General features: G+C 64.9%; 17 protein-coding genes. 13 read left to right on the forward strand and 4 right to left on the reverse strand.

Annotation, left to right across the window (positions count from 1 at the left end; genetic code table 11):
* Window positions 1–12 precede the first annotated feature (12 nt).
* Window positions 13–1,038 (forward strand): aldo/keto reductase, encoded by a 1,026-nt coding sequence (locus ACH196_RS28670; RefSeq protein WP_396650256.1) that lies wholly within the window; start codon window positions 13–15, stop codon window positions 1,036–1,038.
* Window positions 1,039–1,230: 192 nt separating this feature from the next.
* Here the strand turns inward: ACH196_RS28670 and ACH196_RS28675 are convergent, their stop codons facing one another.
* A complete protein-coding gene (locus tag ACH196_RS28675; RefSeq protein ID WP_396650283.1) occupies window positions 1,231–2,094 on the reverse strand; it encodes a hypothetical protein in 864 nt (287 codons plus the stop codon).
* Between the two features lie 420 nt (window positions 2,095–2,514).
* Window positions 2,515–3,498, reverse strand: coding sequence for a GlxA family transcriptional regulator (locus ACH196_RS28680; protein WP_396650257.1), 984 nt, complete (start codon window positions 3,496–3,498; stop codon window positions 2,515–2,517).
* Window positions 3,499–3,619: 121 nt separating this feature from the next.
* Here ACH196_RS28680 and ACH196_RS28685 point away from each other — a divergent pair, with 121 nt between their 5' ends.
* The 12 genes from ACH196_RS28685 (at window position 3,620) to ACH196_RS28740 (ending at window position 15,808) form a co-directional block, all read left to right on the forward strand.
* Window positions 3,620–4,450 carry an alpha/beta fold hydrolase gene (locus ACH196_RS28685; protein ID WP_396650258.1) on the forward strand — a complete coding sequence of 277 codons (831 nt, stop codon included), beginning with the start codon at window positions 3,620–3,622 and terminating at the stop codon, window positions 4,448–4,450.
* Between the two features lie 379 nt (window positions 4,451–4,829).
* On the forward strand, window positions 4,830–5,936 hold the full coding sequence (locus ACH196_RS28690; RefSeq protein WP_396650259.1) for an extracellular solute-binding protein: 1,107 nt from the start codon (window positions 4,830–4,832) through the stop codon (window positions 5,934–5,936).
* Between the two features lie 88 nt (window positions 5,937–6,024).
* Complete coding sequence (locus tag ACH196_RS28695; protein ID WP_396650260.1) at window positions 6,025–7,008, forward strand: ABC transporter permease; 984 nt, start codon at window positions 6,025–6,027, stop codon at window positions 7,006–7,008.
* On the forward strand, window positions 7,008–7,802 hold the full coding sequence (locus tag ACH196_RS28700; RefSeq protein WP_396650261.1) for an ABC transporter permease: 795 nt from the start codon (window positions 7,008–7,010) through the stop codon (window positions 7,800–7,802). Before ACH196_RS28695 ends, ACH196_RS28700 begins: the two co-directional genes overlap by 1 nt.
* Window positions 7,802–8,887 carry an ABC transporter ATP-binding protein gene (locus ACH196_RS28705; RefSeq protein WP_396650262.1) on the forward strand — a complete coding sequence of 362 codons (1,086 nt, stop codon included), beginning with the start codon at window positions 7,802–7,804 and terminating at the stop codon, window positions 8,885–8,887. Before ACH196_RS28700 ends, ACH196_RS28705 begins: the two co-directional genes overlap by 1 nt.
* 26 nt (window positions 8,888–8,913) lie before the next feature.
* Window positions 8,914–10,377, forward strand: a complete 1,464-nt coding sequence (locus ACH196_RS28710) for an NAD(P)-binding domain-containing protein (RefSeq protein ID WP_396650284.1) — start codon at window positions 8,914–8,916, stop codon at window positions 10,375–10,377.
* 72 nt (window positions 10,378–10,449) lie between these two features.
* On the forward strand, window positions 10,450–10,884 hold the full coding sequence (locus tag ACH196_RS28715) for a CMD domain-containing protein (protein ID WP_396650263.1): 435 nt from the start codon (window positions 10,450–10,452) through the stop codon (window positions 10,882–10,884).
* On the forward strand, window positions 10,881–11,456 hold the full coding sequence (locus ACH196_RS28720; protein WP_396650264.1) for a peroxidase-related enzyme: 576 nt from the start codon (window positions 10,881–10,883) through the stop codon (window positions 11,454–11,456). Before ACH196_RS28715 ends, ACH196_RS28720 begins: the two co-directional genes overlap by 4 nt.
* A 34-nt stretch (window positions 11,457–11,490) precedes the next feature.
* Entirely contained in the window at window positions 11,491–12,096 is a 606-nt protein-coding gene (locus tag ACH196_RS28725; RefSeq protein ID WP_396650265.1) for a helix-turn-helix domain-containing protein, read from the forward strand.
* A 73-nt stretch (window positions 12,097–12,169) separates the two neighbouring features.
* Window positions 12,170–13,261, forward strand: a complete 1,092-nt coding sequence (locus tag ACH196_RS28730) for an NAD/NADP octopine/nopaline dehydrogenase family protein (protein ID WP_396650266.1) — start codon at window positions 12,170–12,172, stop codon at window positions 13,259–13,261.
* Between the two features lie 40 nt (window positions 13,262–13,301).
* Complete coding sequence (locus tag ACH196_RS28735) at window positions 13,302–14,624, forward strand: MATE family efflux transporter (RefSeq protein WP_396650267.1); 1,323 nt, start codon at window positions 13,302–13,304, stop codon at window positions 14,622–14,624.
* Between the two features lie 233 nt (window positions 14,625–14,857).
* Complete coding sequence (locus tag ACH196_RS28740; protein ID WP_396650268.1) at window positions 14,858–15,808, forward strand: GGDEF domain-containing protein; 951 nt, start codon at window positions 14,858–14,860, stop codon at window positions 15,806–15,808.
* 12 nt (window positions 15,809–15,820) lie between these two features.
* On the opposite strand, the gene ACH196_RS28745 is transcribed toward ACH196_RS28740, so the two are convergent.
* Window positions 15,821–16,516 carry a response regulator transcription factor gene (locus tag ACH196_RS28745; RefSeq protein WP_396650269.1) on the reverse strand — a complete coding sequence of 232 codons (696 nt, stop codon included), beginning with the start codon at window positions 16,514–16,516 and terminating at the stop codon, window positions 15,821–15,823.
* Complete coding sequence (locus tag ACH196_RS28750; RefSeq protein WP_396650270.1) at window positions 16,513–21,249, reverse strand: PAS domain S-box protein; 4,737 nt, start codon at window positions 21,247–21,249, stop codon at window positions 16,513–16,515. Before ACH196_RS28750 ends, ACH196_RS28745 begins: the two co-directional genes overlap by 4 nt.
* Between the last annotated feature and the right edge of the window lie 169 nt (window positions 21,250–21,418).

Here is a 21,418-nt window from a genome sequence, read left to right on the forward strand (position 1 = left end):
CGGAGACTCTTGATGGAACCCACGCAAAAGCGCGTCCTCGGCAAGTCGGGCGTGTCGGTCACGCAGCTCGGTTTCGGCGGCGCGGGACTGGGCGAACTTTTCGTGCGGGTCGACGATGCCACCGCCGCCGCGACGCTGGCGGCAGCCTGGGACGCCGGCATCCGCTACTTCGACACCGCGCCCTTCTACGGCAGCGGCTTGAGCGAAATGCGCACCGGCAGGCTGCTCGACAACAAGCCGCGCGGCGAGTTCGTGCTGTCCACCAAGGTCGGCCGCTGGTTTTATCCGCCGGCGGACCCCGATAATTTCCGCGCGCCGGGCTGGGTGGGCGGGCTGCGCTTCGCGCATGTCCACGATTACTCCTATGACGGCATCATGCGCGCCTACGAGCAGTCGCAGATGCGGCTTGGCATGAACCGCATCGACCTGCTGATTATCCACGATCTCGATTTCTGGTTCCACAAGACCGAGGCCAATGTCTCGGCCTACCTCGCGCAGCTCTACACCTCGGGCTGGCGGGCGCTGGAAGAACTGCGGTCGCACAGACTGGTCGGCGGCATCGGCGCGGGGATCAACGAACTCGGCATGATGCCGCGCTTCCTCGACATGCTCGATCTCGACTTCTTCCTGGTGGCGCTGCGCTACACGCTGCTGGAGCAGGAGACGCTGAAGGCCGAGCTGCCCAATTGCGAGCGGCGCAATGTCGGCATCGTCATCGGCGGCGTCTATAATTCGGGCATCCTCGCGACGGGCGCGGTCGAGGGCGCGAAATACAATTATGCGGACGCGACGCCGGATATCATGCAGCGCGTCGCCAAGATCGAGGCAGTGTGCAAGGCGCACAATGTTCCGCTCGCCGCCGCCGCCCTGCAGTTCCCGCTCGGGCACAAGTCGGTCGCCGCGGTGATTCCCGGCGCCATCCACCCGGACCAGGTGCGCCAGAACGTTGAAAGTTTCCGCCATCCAATTCCTGCGGCACTCTGGTCCGACCTCAAGGCAAAGGGCCTGTTGGCCGAGGACGCGCCTTGTGATTTCTGAAATGTGCATCAGCGCCGCTGCGGAATTTTGATCAACGGGTATACGGGCCGGGCAGGTCTGGCCAGCTTCGCCAACACATAAGCAACGGCACTTTCCGACAGCGGGAATCGTCGCCGCGCCCGGTTTTTATCCCGTCTGGCCTTTGAGCGTGCTGGAATACCTTTCGACAAATGGCTCGGCCCGAGCCGCGCGTCATGACGTATCGGCGCGCGGCTGTTCCAGCGCGTCCAGGGCCAGCGCATGGGAATGCGCCAGAATCTCGTCGACCTCGCGGATGTTCTTGCGGCGCCAGGGGGCCGGGTCGTAGGGCGATAGCCGGCCGCCCGGCGGCCGGCCCATCCACAGCGGCCGTGTCCGCTGGAACCGCACCGTGCCGCGCTTCGTCCTGCCGCGCACGATCACGCCGCAGCCGATCTGCCGCATTTCCGCAACCGCCGCGTCGCAGCGCGCCTTCCAGCGGGCGAACCGTCTTGCCTGTTTTGGCAGGTCGTCGAGGGCGGCACCAAGTGCGACCAGCCGCAAGCCGAGCCGCGCCGCGTCGATCGGGTCGTCCGGCGATGGCAGCGGCGGCGGCGACGGCAGCACAGGCCGCTCACTGAAGCCGGGAACCCAGATGCGCGGCATGGCGTGCTCCGGCACATATTTGCGGCGGACGCGGAACGGATACTTTTGGGGATCGAACAGCGGCAGGCTGATGATTCGAGGTTTTGCCGCGCACCGTTCGGCGGCTTTCCGCTCGGCTTCGTAACGAGCAAAATCCTGCTTCGACAAATTGACGGCGAGGCCGAGGCGGCGCATGGCGGCCACCGTGTCGGAAATCTCCGGCTTCGGCTTTCGCGGACGTAGCGGCGGCAGGGTCACCACGATGCCGCGCGACGCGGCGATGATCAACCGGCGGGCGGCGGATTCGGCCGGACGCAGCAGCCGCAGGATGGCGCGGTAGAGGTGGCGGGGCAGAGTTGACGCTCCGCCGGCCATCTCGGCCATGCCGACGAGCATGGCAAGGATACGCTTCAGCGCCTCCCGGTTTGTCTCGATTGCCGCATTTCCGTCCATCAACTCCACCGCTGCCTCCTTCGGACAAAACCGGCATGCAATATGGAACATAAAGGGAACAAACGCAAGCGACCTAAGAAAATAATCCTTGACAATGATGGAAGGCCAGCCTGGAATCGTTTCCTGCGCAGCACATTGAAAAAGCTTGGTTTTTCGCGAAGCTGGAAGTCCGCCTGCGACCTGGGCGAACGGCCGTTCGAAACAACGTCATGCTTGTAAAACCAAGCGGAAACCGAGGGTTGTTGGTGACGCGCGTGGATTTTTGCGCAACAGGCATGACCAACAGAGGCCGACAAGGCGGCGGATCGGGACGCGCCCGTCAAAATCGGAAGTGGGAACTATCCCTGAGGGGAGCTTCGCCTCGCGGATGCCGGCAGGACATCGAGGCGCGGCGCGTGCCGATGCCGCATCCCGCAGCACTCAGGCCGCGACGCCGAAGCGGCGGCGGTAGTCGGCCGGGGCGAGGCCGGTGAGGCGCTGGAAGAGTTTTCGGAACGCCGACGGATCGCCGTAGCCGACCTCCCAGGCGATTTGCTCGATCGGCCGGCGGCTGCGTTCCAGCGCCTCGCGCGCCTTGGCGATGCGGATCTGCTGAGCGTATTCGGTCGGTCGCAGTCCGGTGGCCTTGCGGAAGCGGCGCAGGAAGGTGCGCTCCTCCAGTTTTGCCCGCGCCGCCAGCGCCGGCACCGCGTGGTCCTTTGCGCCGGTCGCCTGCAGCCAGTGCTGGACGCCGAGAATGGCGGCGTCGCCATGATCGAGGCGCGGCACGAAATGATTGTAGGGCCGCTGCGCCCGGCCCGGCGGATCGATCAGCAGGAAGCGCGCGGTCTCCAGCATCACGGCCGGTCCCAGCAGGCGCTCGACCAGCGTCAGGCCGAGGTCGGTCCAGGCCAAAATGCCGCCCGCCGTGATGATGTCGCTGTCGTCGATCACCATGCGGTCGACATCCACCTTGATCGACGGAAAACGTTCGGCGAGCGCGTCGGCAAAAGCCCAATGCGTCGTCGCCTCGCGCCCCTCCAGCAGGCCGGTCTCGCCGAGCAGGAAGGCGCCGGCGCACACCGAGCAAAGTGTCGAGCCCTCGGCGTGGCGCTGGATGAGCCAGGCCGCGAAGCCGTGCATCGGCTGCATCCTGTCCGGCATCACCAGGCTGGGCGGCGCGATCAGGTGGCTCGGCCTGTGGGGTTCGCCGGGATAACTGTCATAGACGCACTCTACGCTGTGCTCAGGCCCCGCCTGCCGCCAATGGGTGACGCGGATCGCCGGCGGGTTCGGTTCGTCATGCGTCGCGGCCATGTCGCCGGCGATGCGGAACAGGTCGGTCAGGCCGTGGACCGCGGCGAGCTGCGCGTCGGGATAGATGAGCAGGCCGATTTCGGCGACGATTTTGGGATTGACTGTCATTCTGTCAGTTTTGCCTTGCAACTTGTCAGTTCCGCCAATCGTGACCATGACGGCAAAAGGCTATTTCGTCCATATCGAGAGCGAGCGATCCTGTCGCCTCGGACAAACCAGGAGAAGAGAGATGAGCACGATCACCACGAAGGACGGCACCGAGATCTACTACAAGGACTGGGGTTCCAAGGACGCGCAGCCGATCGTCTTCCACCATGGCTGGCCGCTCAGCGCCGACGACTGGGACAACCAGATGCTGTTCTTCCTGCACAAGGGTTTTCGGGTCATCGCCCATGACCGCCGCGGCCACGGCCGCTCGACGCAGACCGCGACCGGCAACGAGATGGACACCTATGCCGCCGACGTGGCCGAACTGGCCGAGGCGCTGGACCTCAAAAATGCGGTCCATATCGGCCATTCGACGGGCGGCGGCGAAGTCGCCCACTATGTCGCCCGCGCAAAACCCGGCCGCGTCGCCAAGGCGGTGCTGATCGGCGCAGTGCCGCCGATCATGGTGAAGTCCGACAAGAACCCCGGCGGCCTGCCGATCGAGGTGTTCGACAGCTTCCGAGACGCGCTGGTCGCCAACCGCGCCCAGTTCTACATCGACATTCCCGCCGGGCCGTTCTACGGCTTCAACCGCCCCGGCGCGAAAGTCTCGCAGGGCATCATCGACAATTGGTGGCGGCAGGGCATGATGGGCGGCACGAAGGCCCATTACGACTGCATCAAGGCGTTTTCCGAAACCGACTTCACCGACGACCTGAAGACCATCGACGTGCCGGTGCTGGTCATGCATGGCGACGACGACCAGATCGTGCCCTATGCCGACTCGGCGCCGCTGTCGGCCAAGCTGCTGAAGAAGGGCACGCTGAAGACCTATCAGGGCCTGCCGCACGGCATGTGCACGACGCATCCCGACATCGTCAATCCCGACCTGCTCGCCTTCATCCAGGGCTGATACAGGTCTTGCATAAACCGTCGAGCCGGTTCGCCGGCTCGATTTTTCTTGCATCTGAGGACCACGATGACGGCAGCGCCGATTTGCTGACCGTTCCGTCGCCACCGCCAGCACCAGCAATTTAGCCGGCGCGCCGTCTCCGTGGCCCAATTCCTGACGGCAAGTTATGGCTTGACACCCCGGCGCGTGCGTTGATTATTCCGATATGTTGGAATTTCCATACGGTTTGTCGAACATCGTCGGAAGAGTGCCGGGCGCCTTGTCGCCGAGCCAGCCACGCCAACAGCCAAGCCCGCCAGATCCCAGTATTTAGCCTCGGAAGCCCGAAAGGGCATGCCGCAGGCCAGACTGCCAGCTTCAATCGTAAAAGGGGAACGCAATGAGCAAACTCATCACGAACCGCAGAACCGCCCTGAAGCTGTTTGGAGGCGGCGCCGGCGCGCTGGCGCTCCCCTACATCATCCGCCCCCGCCCCTCATGGGCGCAGAGCAACGTGCTGAACGTCACCACCTACGACAAGTTCCTGCCTGCCGAATTCATCGACAAATTCCAGAAGGATACCGGCATCCAGGTCAACATCCGCCTCACCGACGACCAGGGCAAACAATACAATCTGCTGGCCGCCGAAGGAGCCAACCCGTCGACCGACATGGTGACGGTGGCGGGGCATCGCTATTCGCAGTTCATCAGCTCGGACCTGCTGCAGCCGCTCGACACCGCCAAGGTCGCAAACTGGAAGAACCTCAATCCCGCCTACCAGGATGCGCCGTGGGCGCGCGTCAACGGCAATCTCTGGGGCCTGCCGATCCTCGCCGGCTACGAGGGCCTGGCGGTCAACACCGACTACGTCAAGGACCCGCAGAGCTGGGACGTCATGTTCGACCCGCAATACAAGGGCATGACCTCCTACATCGTCAGCGACTTCATGACGATCACCATGCAGTATCTCGGCCATGACGGCGACTTCGTCACCTACACGGACAAGGCCGAAGAGGCGCAGAAGGCGACCAACGAAGCGCGCGATTTCCTGATCAAGCACAAGGACATGGTGCGCAAATATTACGACGCCGGTTCCGAGGTGCAGCAGATGTTCATCAACGAGGACATCTATCTCGCGCATTCATGGTCCGGCCCCGCCGCGAAGCTGATCGCCGAAGGCCATCCGATCAAGCTGTCGGTGCCGAAGGAAGGCACGTTCGGCTTCTGTTATACGCTGAACATCGTCAAGAACGCGCCGAACGCCGAGAACGCCTACAAGCTGATCGATGCGATCCTGGCTTCGCCGGAGGTCGGCGCCTCGATGACCCGCCAGTCGGGTTTCGCCTCGACGATCTCGGGGGTCGGGGACGTGCTCACCGATATCGAACGGGCCGCCAACACGCTGCCGCAGGAACAGGTCGAGCGCATCGTGTTCTTCTCGTCGGTCAACCGCGACATGAAGAACGAGATGATCGACAAGGCGACCGCCGAGGTGAAGGCGGCCTGATTGGCCGCCGCCGGCTTGCCCCGGCCGGACCGGGCCGCGATGGGCCGCGCAGCCGCGCGGTGACCGGCCTCCCTTGCGGAAAACCATGATGGCAGACGCACCCTCGGTACATGCGAGCATGAGCAGCCATATTGCCGCGCCGCGCTATTCGACGCGCATCGCCGGCATCGTGAACTCGCGGCTCTACCAGGCCACGCTGGGCGCCGCGGTGGCAAGCCGGACGGGACGTTTCGTCCTTCTGGCTGGCGTGCCCCTGCTCTGGCTGATCGGCCTGCATATCGGGCCGATCTACCAGATGCTGAAGATCAGCCTGCTGACGCAATATCCGATCCAGCACGGCCAGCCGGCGAGCTTCACGCTTGCCAATTATGCGATCTTCTTCTCGGAATCGATCTACTTCGCGCCGCTGATCCGCAGTTTCATCTACTCGGTGACGGCGACCGCGATCACCCTCGTCGTGATCTATCCCGTCGCCTATTACGTGGCGAAGATCGTGCGGCCCGACCGGCGTTCCAAGGCACTGCTTTTGCTGCTTGTGCCGTTCTGGGCCGGCGAACTCATCCGGACCTTTTCGATCATCATGCTTCTCGCCAATCGCGGCGCGGTCAATGTCCTGCTGCGCGAGATCGGCATCATCGACCGACCGATCCCGATGCTGTTCACGCCGTTCTCGCTGGGCTTCGGGCTGGTCTATCTCGTCTGCCTCTACATGCTGCTGCCGCTCTATTCGTCCATCGACAAGATCCCGAAACACCTGCTCGACGCGGCCGCCGACCTCGGGGCCGGACCGGTGACGCGGTTTCGCCGGATCATCCTGCCTCTGTCGCGCGACGGCATCGTCTCGGGCTGCAGCCTGGTGTTCCTGACCACGATCGGCGTGTTCGCCACGCCAATGCTGCTCGGCGGGCCGACAACGGTCATGTTCCCCGAAACGATCAGCGGCTTCTTCCACGGCGCCAGCGACAAATGGCCGGTCGGCGCGGCCTTCGCGCTGATCATGCTTGTCACCGCACTCACCACGGCCGGCATATTCATGCGCCTCGTAGGCGGCAAATCGACAAAGCTGATGTGATGCGAACGCTGTTTCCCGATACGCCGCGCACCTTGCTCACCATGGGCTACTGGGCCTTCGTGCTCTACCTCTTGGTGCCGCTCACGCTGATGATGGCGATGAGCTTCAAGAACGCCAGTTTCGTCGCCTTCCCGATCGGCGACTGGACGTTCGACTGGTATCTCAAGGTGATGCAGGACAAGCAGTTCCTGGAGGCCTGCGTCTATTCGATCCTGATTGCCGCCGCGACCACCATTGCCGCCACCGTGATCGGCGTCTGGATCGCCATGCTGATCGCCTCGACGGAAGGCCGCTGGGGCGCTTTGCTTTTCGCTCTGGCCTGCCTGCCGGCGGTGGTGCCCGGCATGATCTCGGCGATCTCGCTGCGCATCTTCATCTCCACCATCGACATGCCGACCGGCAGCGCGGCGATCGTGCTCGGCCACACGGTACACGCCGTGCCCTTCGTCGTGGTCATGGCGCTGACGCGGCTTCGTTCGATGCCGGCTAACCTCGTCGATGCGGCGCGCGATCTCGGCGCCGACAGCGTCGTCGCCTTCTTCCGCGTCACCCTGCCCTATCTCGGCCCGGCGATCGGCGGCGGCATGATCTTCTGCATCCTGCTCAGCATCGACGACTTCGTCCGCACCTTCTTCCTCGGCGGCTACCGTCCGACCTTGCCGATGCTGATCTTCGCCAAGGTACAGGGCGGCATGTCGCCGGAGATCAACGCCATGGCGACGCTCGTCCTCATCGTCACCGCCGCCGTCGGCCTATACGCCGAATACATGACACGCCGTTCGAGGAGCCGCTGATGCAGCCGGTCGTCCAGTTCGAGAACGTCACCAAGGCCTATGGCCAGGCGGTGGCCGTCGACAGGCTCGACCTGTCGATCGAGCCGGGAAAATTTGTCACGCTGCTCGGCCCTTCGGGCTGCGGCAAGTCGACGACGCTGCGCATGCTGGGCGGCTTCGAGACCCCGAATTCGGGCCGCATCCTGCTCGCCGGCAAGGACGTGACGCGACTGCCGCCGAACAAGCGCAACGTCAACATCGTGTTCCAGGATTACGCGCTGTTCCCGCACATGAACGTCGCCCGCAACATCGCGTTCGGGCTGGAACTGCAGGGCCATGGCTCCGACGCCATCCATCGCCGCGTCATGGAACTGCTCGACCTGGTGAAGTTGCAGGCCTACGCGAACCGGCTGCCGTCCGAACTCTCCGGCGGCCAGCGCCAGCGCGTGGCGCTGATGCGGGCGCTGGCGCCCGATCCGCAGGTGCTGCTGCTCGACGAGCCGCTCAGTGCGCTCGACGCCAAGCTGCGCCAGCAGATGCAGATCGAGCTGAAATCCATCCAGGAAAAGACCGGCAAGACGTTCCTGTTCGTCACCCATGACCAGGAGGAAGCCCTGACCATGTCGGACCAGATCGTGGTCATGAACAATGGCCGCATCGAGCAGATGGGCGATCCGCACACACTCTATTCGCGGCCCGAAAGCGTGTTCGTCGCCAATTTCATCGGCGAGGCCAATCTGCTCCGCGCCACCGTGATCGGGACGGACGGGGACAAGACAGCGCTGAACTGGAACGGGGCGCAGGTTGAGGCATCAGCCACCGTGCACAGCACCCGAGCCGGCGACACGGTCTGCCTCGTGCTGAGGCCGGAGGCGATCCAGTTCTCCGCCGACGCCGGCAAGGTCGCCAATGCTATGCGCGGCAAGATCCGACAGCGCGTCTTCAAGGGCAATCATACGTCCATGATGGTCGAGGTCGCCGACGGCAGCAGGCTCAATGCGCTGGTCCATCCCGTCGATACCGAAGCGCTGTCCGGCGAGGATGTGTGGATCGGCTGGCAGTCGCGGAACGCGACCGTGATCCGCGACGAAGCGGCCGCGAAGTGACTTTCGAGACCGGAGCCGACAGCGGCATGGCGGGCAGCCTGCGGGCGCTGGAACAGCGCGTGCGGGACGACCTCGCATGCCTGTGCCTGCCGCCCGCGAACTGGGTCGTGCCCGCGCCGCCGGTTGACGGCAGGCCGGTGCATGACGTGGTGGTCATCGGCGGAGGCATGTGCGGACTGGTCGCCAGCTTCGCGCTGCGCAATGCCGGCATCCGCAACCTGCGCATCTTCGACCGCGCCCCGGCTGGTTTCGAGGGACCGTGGGTCACCTATGCCCGCATGGAGACGCTGCGCTCGCCGAAGCAGTTGGTGGGACCGGCCTATGGAATGGCCTCGCTGACGTTCCGGGCGTGGTTCGTGGCGCAGCATGGCGATGCGGCGTGGGACGCCCTCGACAAGATCCCGCGGCCGATGTGGATGGACTATCTGCGCTGGTATCGCCGCGTGCTGGCGTTGCCGGTGGAGAACGAAGTCGAAGTTCTGCGCATCGTGCCGGAAGGCGAATTGCTGCGCCTCGACCTGCGCGGCGATGGCCGGCGCGAAGACAGCGTTCTGGCGCGCCGCGTCGTCATGGCCACCGGCCGCGACGGCACCGGCCGCGCCAATATCCCGGCTTTTGTCAATGACTTGCCCAGGCACTGCTGGGCGCATTCGTCCGACGCCATCGACTTTCCCGCCCTCAAGGGCAAGCGTGTCGTTGTCATCGGCGTCGGCGCCTCGGCGGTCGACAATGCCGCTGAAGCGCTCGAGGCCGGCGCGGCGGAAGTCCGCCAATTGGCGCGCCGGCGCGAGATGCCGACGATCAACAAGCTGATGGGCATCGGCTCGTTCGGCTTCACGGCGGCCTTTCCCGATCTCGGCGACGACTGGCGCTGGCGCATCATGCACTACTCGTTCCAGACGCAGACGCCAGCGCCGCGCGGCTCGACGCTGCGGGTCAGCCGGCACCCCAACGCCTATTTCCATTTCGGCGTCGACATCGAACGCATGGCATTTATCGACGGCGAGGTGGTGATCAGCACGACCGACGGCAAAATATTGCACACCGACTCCGTCATCCTCGGCACCGGCTTCCTGGTCGAACCGCTGGCGCGGACCGAACTTGACGGCTACGCTGACAAGATCGCGCTGTGGCGCGACCGCTACCAGTCGCCCGCCGGCCTGCAGCATGCCCAGCTCGGCGCGTTTCCCTATCTGGCAGACGATTTCAGCTTCCAGGAGCGTGATCCCGGCACTGGGCCATGGCTCTCGCGCATCCACTGCTTCAACTACGGCGCCAGCGTCAGCCTGGGCAAGACCAGCGGCGACATTCCGGGCATCAGCGAAGGCGCAAGCTGGCTGGCGCGCGCCATCGCCGCGAAATTCTACGCCGAAGACATCGAGCAGCATTGGCAGCGGCTGCTTGCCTACGACACGCCCGAATTGCGCGGCGATGAGTGGACGGCGACGGACCTGCCGGACGAAGCCGTGCCGGCGCGTGCGGCCGGCTAAGCAGGAGCGACTGCGATAGACAACATCATCTCCAGGATCGCCGGCATCGAGCCGGGAAACAGGCTCGCCGCCGTGCTGGCCAAGCGCGCTGACATCCTCGCCCTCAGCGACAGGACGCATGATGCAGCATTGACACCGGACGACCCCGGCGGTCTTTCACACGCGGAGCGTGCCGCGTTCGCCTGCCGCATCGCCAGGCTGAACGACGACAGCGGCTTCGAGCGCCATTTCGAACAGCTCATGGACGATGCGGATGCGGACGATTCGGTCCGCAGGCTCGCCGAAGCCTGGTTCGACGGCGGTGGCGATGCCCGGACAAGGGCGCTGATCCGCCATGTCGATCTCGTCGCGCATGATCCGAAGTCCGCCACGAAGAACGATATCGAGCTATTGAAACAGGCGGGCATTTCGGACGCCGACATCGTGCGCCTGTCCGAACTGATCGCGTTTGTCAGCTACCAGATCCGGGTCGTGGCGGGATTAAAACTGATGCGGGCATCGACGTGACAAAGACAGTGCATGAATTCACCACGACTATCCCGCAATGGCGGCCGCATGTCACGCCGGTCGCGCTCGCTTCGGCATCGCCGGCGCAGCTCGACGCACTGAAGGTCACCCCCTCCAACACCAAGGTCTCGGACTATGTGCTGGTGCTGGCCCACGACGTCGAGACGCTGAAGCATCGCACGCCGCTGTTCAACGCCATCATGTACAACGGCGGCGGCCTGTCGCGCGCCGAGCGCGAGATCGGCGCCGTCGGCGCTTCCGTCGTCAACCGTTGCATCTATTGCGCCGCCGTCCACGCCAGCCGCTACAACCAGCTCGCCAGGGACGAAACGGCGATCGCCAGGATTTTCGCCGATGGCGTCGATGCCGAGCTGGAGCCGCGGCTCGGCGCGATCCTGCGCTTTGCCGCGAAACTGTCGCAATGCCCCTCCGATGCCAGCGCCGCCGACATGGAGGCGCTGCGGACGGCGGGCTTGGAGGATGAGGAGATACTCGACCTGATCCTTTCGACCTCCCTGTTCGGCTGGGCCAACAGGCTTATGCACACATTGGGTGAACCGGTCGCGGACTGATCCGTCAGGCACGCAGTTGGAGAGGGAGGAGACCATGAATTCGCTCACCCCGCCGGCGATCGGACCGCGGCTGCAGGCCTATCGCAAGGACCGGCACCTGACCTTGACGGAGCTTGCGCAAGCGTCGGGCGTGTCCCGTTCCATGCTCTCGGAAATCGAGCGCGGCAACGCCAACCCGACCTACGGCACGCTATGGCACCTGACGCGGGCGCTCGACATCGATCTAAACAGCCTGATCAACGGGGCTAGCGAGGAAGGCAACCGCCAGATCGACCACCAAACGGAGCATTCGACACCGACGATCCGCAGCGCCGACAGGAGTTGCACGCTGCAGATCCTGTCGCCGGCGTCGATGGTGTCGATCATCGAATGGTATCTGCTGAGCTTCGAGCCGCATGGGACGCTGCTCAGCGACCCTCACGCGGCCGGCACCATGGAGCACCTGCATTGCCTGGAAGGCGAGATCGTCGTGCGCAGCGGCGAACAGGAGATCGTCGTGCGCTCGGGAGAGACGGCGCGCTACGCGGCCGACGTCGCGCATGGGCTGACCAGCACCGGGTCGGCGGCGGCGAAGGCCTTTCTGGTCGTCGCATCCGATGTGTTCGCGGAAAGGGCCGCCGGCGGCCGCCGTTCGAAATGACCGCCGCTCAGCAAGGCGGCCGGCGCGGCCATTGTATCTGCAATCATATTTCAACAGCATTGGATGGACTGACATGCGGGTAGGTATCGTGGGAGCCGGATCGATTGCTTTTTGCGTCGCGGCGTTCCTGGAACAGCAGGGCCACAGCACCGTGTTGTGGTCGCCTTCGGGCGAACGCACCAAGGCGCTGGCGGACGGCGCCGCGCTGGTCGCGACCGGCGCAATCGAGGGCGCCTTCCATCCCGGCGTCGCGCCGACCGTGCAAGCCCTCGTCGAAGGCGCCGAGGTCATCTTCATCGCACTGCCGGCCTATGGCCACAAATTCGCGTTCGACGCCATCGCGCCTTTCGTCAGCGCCGGACAGACAGTCATCATCAGTTCGCACGCATCGTTCGGCGCGCTCTACCTGTCACGGGCACTGGCGCGCCGCGGCATCGTTGTCCCGGTCGTCGCCTGGGGCACGACTGCGGTGGCCGGCCGCCAGAAGGGGCCGGCGGAAGTCAATCTGTCGACGGTGCGCAAGAAGATCGACCTTGCCACCGTTCCCGCCTCCCGCAGCGCCGACGGCCTTGCTGTCTGCCAGGCGCTGTTCGGCGACCGCTTCGTCGATCGCGGCAGCCTGATGGCCATCGCGCTCAGCAACCTCAATCCGCAGAACCACATGGGCATCGCGCTCGGCAACATGACCCGCATGGAACGCGGTGAAACCTGGAGCCAGGGACAGAACGTCACGCCCAATGTCGGGCGGCTGCTCGAGGAACTCGACCAGGAGCGGCTGGCCATCGCCGCCGCGCTCGGCCTGGAAGTGCGCACCATCTTCCAGCACTTCCACCTGTCGTTCCATGTGCCCATCAGTTCGATCTCGCAGATGAACCAGGAGATGCACGCGGCCGGAAACGGCGGGACCGGGCCGGCGACGGCCGAGAGCCGCTATGTGCTTGAGGACGTGCCGTTCGGCCTTGCCATGACCGTCAAGCTCGGACGGCTGGTCGGACGCCCGGCGGAACTGCACGAAGCCGGCGTTAGGATATTCTCGGCCATGTACGGCAGGGATTTCTTCGCCGAGAACGACCTGCTGCAGGCGCTAGACCTCGACGGCATGTCGCTGGAGACGCTGAGTCAACTGTGTCGCGACGGCTATGCCGCTAACGGGGCACAAGCATAGCCGCGATGTCGACGCAGCCAGCGACGCAGGTGGGTGACCGATGAACATGGCCGGCCCCATCCCAGGCCAGGAGAACTGGAACCGCCGCGTTCTGGTTCTGGCGCTTCCGATCATCCTTGCCAATCTGGCGCAGCCGGTGCTGGCGCTGGTCGACACCATGGTCGCCGGCCACCTCCCCGGCGCCCGGTATCTCGGCGGCGTGGCGCTGGGCGGCGTGCTCTTCAATTTCCTGTTCTGGAGTTTTGGCTTCCTGCGCATGGCCACGACCGGGCTGGTGGCGCAGGCGAGTGGGGCGGACGACCCGCAATTGGTGCGCCGGCACCTGCTGCGCGCGCTGCTCGTCGCCCTGCTGGCGGGACTGGTTATCGTCCTGCTCAAATCGCAGATCATCGGACTCGGCATGGCGATCCTCGGCGGCAGCAGCGCGGTTCGCGACAGCGCCGTCGCCTATTCCGAGGCGCGCATGTGGTCGGCGCCCGCCGCCCTCGGCAATTTCGTGCTGCTCGGCTATCTGCTTGGAAGGCAGCGGGTGATCGTCTCGCTTGCCCTGCAGATCGGGCTGAACCTGCTCAATCTGGCGGCGACGCTGACGCTGGTCCTGGTCTTCGGCTGGGGCGTGACGGGCATCGGGGCCGGCACGGCCCTTGCCGAATGGACCGCCTTCATCGCCGGCCTGCTGATCGTCAGGCCATTGGCCGGCGCTTCGCGCGTCGCATGGCCGGAAATCTTCGACGGCAAGGCGCTGATGGCCCTGTTCGCCGTCAACCGCGACATCTTCCTGCGCAGCTTCTTCCTGCTCATCTGCTTTGCCTGGTTCGCCCGCAGTGGGGCTGCCGAAGGCGACGCGATCCTCGCCGCCAATGCCGTGCTGCTCAACCTGCACGGCTTCATGTCCTACGGCCTCGACGGCTTTGCCCACGCGACCGAGGCGCTGGTCGGCTCGGTCATCGGGGCGCGGCGCAGGGACGCGCTGCGTGCGGTGATCCGCGCGGCGTTCTTCTGGTCCGGCCTCGTCGCCGTGGTGTTCGCGCTTATCTATGCCTTCGGCGGGACCGCCATCGTGGCGATGCTGACCAACCAGCAGGATGTGCGCACCGTGGCAGCGGAGTACCTGCCCTATGTCGCCCTGCTGCCGGTAATCTCGGTCGCCAGCTACATCCTGGATGGCGTCTTCATCGGCGCGCTGCGGACGCGCGAGCTACGCAACAGCATGTTCCTGTCGACTGTCTTCTTCCTCGCTGCGGCCTACGGCCTGCAGCAGCTCTGGGGCAACCACGGGCTGTGGCTGGCGATGATCGTGCTGATGCTGTTCCGCACCGCAACGCTCGGACTCTATCTGCGCCGCATCTTCGCGGCGCTCTGACAAGCCGGCATGTCATCCAGCGGCTAGCCGCCAACGTAAAAGCCTGTGCCGGGATGCCTCTCCGTTTGCCGTCAAGCTGTGGCCTTAATCATCGTTGAATTGATCAGGGATAAGCGTAATACATTCGGCAGGGGTATGCCGCTGTGCGTCAGGGGATATTGGGCGGATGTTGACGGGCCGCCTCGATAGCTTCGGGCTTCCAGCGCACTTTGTTTTCGCTTCATGAGGCTCGGGTGGAAACCTCGGACGCTGAGATAGACCCCGATGTGATGGCCATGCTTTCGGCCGCCCTCGGATCAGGGCAGGCGGGTGTATGCCTGTGCGACGAGAGCGACGACATCCGCTACGTCAACGAGACGTTCCGCAGGACGTTCTTTCCGGATTTGTCGGATTTGCGCATCAACTTCGTCGACGCGCTGGCCGACGCCATCCGGTCGGGCCGTGGCATCAAGCTGGTGTCGATGTCGCTGGAGACGTTCATTCCAAGGGTAAAGCAGCGCCGCAAAAGCGGGGAGCCGCGTTATAATTTCTCCGTCGACATGCTCGACGGAAGCTGGTGGTGGGTGAATGACTGCCGGCTCGACAATGGCTGGACCCTGGTCGTCGCGACAGAAATCACCACGCTCAAGAACGAGGAAAGCAGGCTTCGCGACGCGCATGCGGTCGCGCTGCAAGCCGCCGAGACGGATGTGCTGACCGGGCTTGCGAACCGACGGAGCGGCATGGCGACGGCCGATGCCGCGCTGAACGAGTTCAAGGTCAGCCGGCTGCCACTGAGTTTCGCCGTACTCGACATCGACCATTTCAAATTCATCAACGACACCTATGGCCACGTCATCGGCGACGAAGTGCTGCTGCATTTCGCCAATTCGCTGGTCGCCAGCATGGGCTCGCGCGCGAAGGTCAGCCGGCTCGGCGGCGAGGAATTCCTCGTCGTCATGGCGGAGACATCGCTGTCGCTCGCCGAACAGTTTCTCGACCTGTTCATGCGCACGCTGCGGCCTTACGAAGGCACGCCTTCGCATCCGCCCGTCAACTTCACCTTCAGCGCCGGGGTGGCGTCGGCCAATCCCGGCGACGACCTCAAATCGTTGTTCAGCCGCGCCGACCTAGCCCTCTATGCCGCCAAGAAGAATGGCCGCGGCCGGATCCAGGTCGACCGGGCCGCGTCGAACGTCGCTTAAGCGAGCCCGCCGCTATGACGCCGGCTCGTAGACGTAGCCCTCGCCCCTGACCGTCACCAGCACCTTCGGCGCGTCGGGGTCGACCTCGATCTTCTTGCGCAGCCGGGTGATGCGGATGTCGATGCTGCGGTCGCCGGGTTCGAGGTCGCGGTTGTGGGCGAGCATGCTCAGCCGCTCCCGCGACAGGATCTGGCGGGGGTGGCGCAGGAACACCGAGATCAGCTCGTATTCCATCGCCGTCAGCGGGACGTCTGCTCCCTCCCTTGTGACGACGCGGCGCTCGCCGGAATGCAGGATGCAGCGGCCGAGCTGTATGAGGTCCGCAGGGTTGGCCTCGTCGGTCGCCAGCCGCCTGATGATGCTGCGCACCCGCGCCAGCAACTCGCGCGGCTCGAAGGGTTTCGGCATGTAGTCGTCGACGCCGGCGGCAAGGCCCTCCAGCCTATGTTCGAGATCGCCTACCGCCGTCAGCATCAGGATGCCGGCGCGGCTGCGCGCCACGATCTCGCGGGCAAGATCGTAGCCGCTCTCGCCGACAAGGTTGACGTCGAGGATCACCAGATCGGGCGGCAGGCGGGCGAACTGTGCGCGCATGCCCTCGCCGCCCGCCACGGCGGTGACGTCGAAGCCGTGGGTGGTGAGATAGTCGCTTACCATGTCGCGCAGAGAGGCTTCGTCGTCAACAACCAGGATGCGCTGTTTCCTCATGACGGGCTCCTTGTCATTTCGGCGAGTCTTTCGGCGATGGCTTTTCGGAAGAGGATCGGGTCGATCGGCTTTTCGATGACCGGCGCGCCGGTGTCGCTGATGAAGCGATCGATCTCGGGCGCGAGCGTGTCGCCGGTGACGAACAGCACGCGGTCGGCCAGGCCTTCCGCTGCGCCTTCGAGCGCGCGGTAGAAGCCGGGTCCGTCGAGACCGGGCATGCGGATGTCGCTGACGACGAGGTCGACGCCGCCACCGCGCACCGCGGCCAGTGCCGCTTCGGCACTGCCGGCGACCTCAGCCTCGTGCCCGTCATGCCGCAGCATCTCGGCGATCATAGCGGCAATGTCGGGCTCGTCGTCGACCACCAGCACGCGCGCATGGCGGGAAAGTTGTGGCTGCGCACCGGCATCGGCGGCCGGTGCCGCAGCCGCGCTGTCCACGCAAGGAAGGAAGATCGTGAAGCGCGCGCCTTTTCCTTCCGAGGATTCGACTGAGATGCGGCCATCATGCGCGGTCACGATCGCCTGGCAGACGGAGAGGCCAACGCCCGTGCCGACGCCGGCCGGCTTGGTGGTGAAGAACGGTTCGAAGATGCGCTTCGCCACATCCGCCTTCATGCCGGGGCCATTGTCCGCGACAACGATCTCCACGCCGCGGGCCTCCTGGCAGGCGACGATGGTCAGGCGGCGCGGCGCAGGGACGGAAAGCAGCGCCTGCTGGGCGTTCACCAGCAGATTGGTGAAGACCTGGGGAAGCTGGTCGGCGTCTCCGTACACCGGCGGCAGGCCGTCGGGTATTTTGGTCACCACCTCGACGCCGGCCGAGCGCAGCCCGTAGGCCGTCAATTCGAGCGAGGCCGCGATCACCTCTGCGATGTCGAGCGGCCCGCGGCTCGGCGGCTTCTTGCGCGCCATCGCCAGGAAGGTGCGGACGATGCGCGAGCAGCGCTCCGCCGCATCGTGGATCTTGTCGGCGCGCAGCGAGACAGCCGGATCCGTGGCGAATTCCTTCAGCATCGAGGAATAGCCGATGACGACGGAAAGCGGATTGTTGAGTTCGTGCGCGACGCCGGCAAGCAGCGAGCCCAGCGCCGACAGTTTTTCGCTCTGATGCAGGTTTTCACGCTGACGGGTGATCTCGGCCTCCGCGCGCCGCTGCTCCGTGATGTCGGTGACGGCGGCGAACATGGCGACCCGGCCCTCATGCTGGATGCGGCGCGCCGAGATCAGCACGTCGAGCGTCTCGCCGGCCGGCGTCCGCATCGCCGCCTCGAAGGCGTCGACCGCGCCCTCCTCGGCCAGCATCCGGGCGATCTCCCTGCGGCGCGACGGATCGTGCCAGGAAAGGAGCGCGACCGCGCCGCGCTGGCCGACCTCCAGCCCAAGCATCTGACGGGCCCGTTCGTTGGCGAACAGCACTTCCGGCTCGTCGAGCACGGTGATGATGATCGGCAGCGGCACGCCCTCGGCGATGGCGCGGAAGCGGGCGGCGCTCTCGGCGATCTCGGCTTCCGCCTTCTTCTGCTCTGTGAGGTCGCGCAGATAGGCGATGAAGATCGGGCTGTTGCCGAGTTCGCTGCGCACGATGACGATCTCGATCGGGAATTCGTGCCCGTCGGCGTGCAGCGCGGTGACCTCGAGGGTCTTGCCAATGATCGACGTCTGTCCGGTTTCGAGATGGCGGGTGAAACCCACCATATGCCGGTTGCGGCTATGTGCAGGGACGATCAGGTCCACCATCGGCCGGCCGAGTACATCCTCGCTGCTATGTCCGAAAATGCGTTCGGCGGCCGGGTTGAACTCGACGATCCGCCCCTCGCTGTCGATGCTGACATAGCCGTCGAGCGCCGCCTCCAGCACCGTGCGCCGCAGTCTCTCCGCTTCCTCGCGGGCTTGTTCGGCCCTGACGCGTTGGGTGATGTCGCGGCCGACCGACTGGACCTCGACCAGCTTTCCGCTTTCGTCGAAGATGCCGCGGTCCGTCCATGCCGACCACGACGTGCCCCGCAACATCTGGTGGTTTTTCAGCTCGATGCTGGCGACCGGATTGTCAGGCGTGAGGCGGGCGATGTGGGTGGCGAAGCGCTGCCGCTCGTCCCGCGGAAGCTGATCCAGGTCGCAATAGTCGGGATCGAGCATCTGCTCGCGCGTCATGTTGCAATAGCGGCAATAGGCTTCGTTGACGAAGGTCAGGTAGCCGTCCGGCGTCATCCGCAGCACGAACTCGGTCTGCGCCTCGACCACGCTGCGATAGCGTTCTTCACTCGCTTCCAGCGCTTCGAGCGCGCGCTTCTGCTCGGTGATGTCGCGGCCGACCGCTTGCGTCTCGATCAACCTGCCGGACTCATCGAAGAACCCCTGATCTGTCCAGGAAGACCACCTCATATCGAGCCTGGCGTCGCTGTTGCGCAGCTCGATGGTCCCGGTTGGGTTTTCGGGCGTGAGTTGCGCGAGATAGACCAAAAGCCGCGCCCGCTCCTCTTCTGGCAGCCGATCGAAATCGCACCAGTTCGGGTCGAGCAATTGCTCGCGCGTCATCCCGCTGGCACGGCAATAAGCCTCGTTGACGAAAGTGAGATGGCCATCCGGCCTTTGCCGGACAACGAACTCGGTCTGGGTCTCGACGACGCTGCGATAGCGCTGCTCGCTCGCCTCCAGCGCTTCTACAGCGCGTTTCTGCTCCGTCACGTCACGCCCGACGGCCTGGATTTCCAGAAGCCGGCCGTCGGCATCGAACATGCCTCTGTCGGTCCAGCCGATATGGACGATGCGGCCGTCGCGCAACCTGCCCCACGCGTCCGTGTGGCGGACCGGATTTGCCGCGCTGACGCGGCCGATGATTTCCGCGAAGCCCGCGCCAAGGTCGGGATCGTAGGCATCCATATAGTGCCAGCCCGGGCTGAGCAGTTCCTCCGTCGTTTTGCCCACAAGGCGGCAATAGGCGTCGTTGGCGAAGCTCATGCGGCCTTGCGCATCGAACCGCACCACATATTCCGTCTGCGCCTCGACGACATTGCGATAACGCTCCTCGCTTGCGGCAAGCGCTTCGGCAATCCGCTTCTGCTCGGTGACGTCGCGCCCGACGCTCTGGATTTCCACGAGTTTTCCGCCATCGTCGAAGATGCCGCAGTCGGTCCAGTGGGTGTGAAGAACGCGCCCGTCTGGTGACGTGCTTCGGATTTCGGTCTGCGAAATCGGATTGTCGGGGGTCAACGTGACGAACAGCGCCTCGTAGGCTTTGCGATCCTCCGGAGACAACACGATGAAATCCGTCAGGCGCATGCCGAGCAGATTTTCGCGCTGCCTTCCGATCCGCCGGCAATAGGCGTCGTTGACGAAACTGATCCTGCCGGACGGGTCGACGCGGAGGATGAAGTCCGACTGTACCTCGACCACGTTGCGGTAGCGCGCCTCGCTGGCGGCCAGCTTGCGCATCGCGGCCCGGTTTTCGGCGAAGATGTTTGTGACGAGGTCGGTCCATGGCCGCCACAGTTTCGGGACGTCCTTCCTGCGCGGATTACCTCCGACACTCTCGGCGTTGAGATGATCGACCAGCGCCATCGCCGGCCAGATGAATTGCCGGCGCAGGATCTGGTGCGCGGCGATGAGCATGACGACAAGCGCCAGCAGGATCACCCCGTAAGGTAGGAGACGGCCGGCCAGCATGCCGTTCACTTCCCTGTCGGAGACGACATAGACAAGCGACCACGGTGTTCCGGCGACGGGGACCGAAAAGACGTTATGACCCGCCAGATGCGTCTGCCCCGTGGCCAGGATGGTCCTGAATTCGGGATCGGCCTGCGCCAAGGCAGGTGGCAACACGTCGGAGAGATGGCGGGTGGACTCTCCCTCGATCGGCGTGCGCGCACGGTCGGCGACAAGTTCGCCCTTTGGGTTGACGATCCACAATTGTCCGACGCTCATCGGTATGCGCCCGAGCGTATCGTCGAGGAAACTGAGCAACAGGTCGGTGCCGACCACACCGGCAAAACCGCGCTCGCCCGATACGGCAGCCGTGTGCGAGACCATCCAGCCGGAACCCGCGGCATCGAGATAGACCGGCGACCAGTATGGCCGGCTCGCATCGTCCTTCGCAGGGGATACACCAACGAAGACATCGTAGGTCAGATAGGAATCGACCATGTCCGCCACCGACTTGTGGCCGTAGCCGGCGACCAGTTCCTCCTGCGTCACGAAAGGGAACATGGTGATGAACGCACCCGACGCGGAGAAATAGTAGCTCCATCGCAGATAAGGCGAGACCTGGTGCGTCAGCCGCATCGGCTCGAACAGGGCCAGCGCCATGTCGAGTTCATGCGGTTCTGCACGCCCCAGCCGGCTCGGCGCGGCCAGCAGCGTGCCCAGTCTTGGTTCGAACGGCGTACCCTTGATACCGTCGAGCGTCAGCGCGTCGGCAACCGGTTCGCCGGACCGCATCCTCGGCGCGGTGAGCAGCGCCGACAGTTGCGCGCTGCCGGCATCGATCCTTCCGGAAAGGATGTCCTCCGCCTGCGCCTTCAACTGGCTGACATGGTCGAGTGCCTCCTTGGTCACGCCGTCGACGACCAGCTTGGCCTCGGCCAGGTCGGAGGCGAAGGTCTCGAGCTGCGCGCGCCGCAGGCTTTCAGACTGGAAATAAGCGAGCCCACCGATGATCAGCACCAGCGGCAGCGCGCATGCCGCGACCACGGCGGCATAGCGGCGCGACAGCGGAAGATATGAAGACGACAGCATTGCCCCTACCCCGGTCGCCGGCCCGCCGGTCCCAACGGCCACGCGCGCCCGACCGTCGGCAAGGGACGATTGCGCTCGCGAACTGTCAAGTCTTGTCGGTCGAAGACTGCGCATCGCGGGGTTTGGGCCTGATCGATCGGGGGTCGAGCAAGGCCCGCTTTTGTTTCAA

The organism is Mesorhizobium sp. IMUNJ 23232, assembly GCF_044326205.1.
Taxonomy (GTDB): domain Bacteria; phylum Pseudomonadota; class Alphaproteobacteria; order Rhizobiales; family Rhizobiaceae; genus Kumtagia.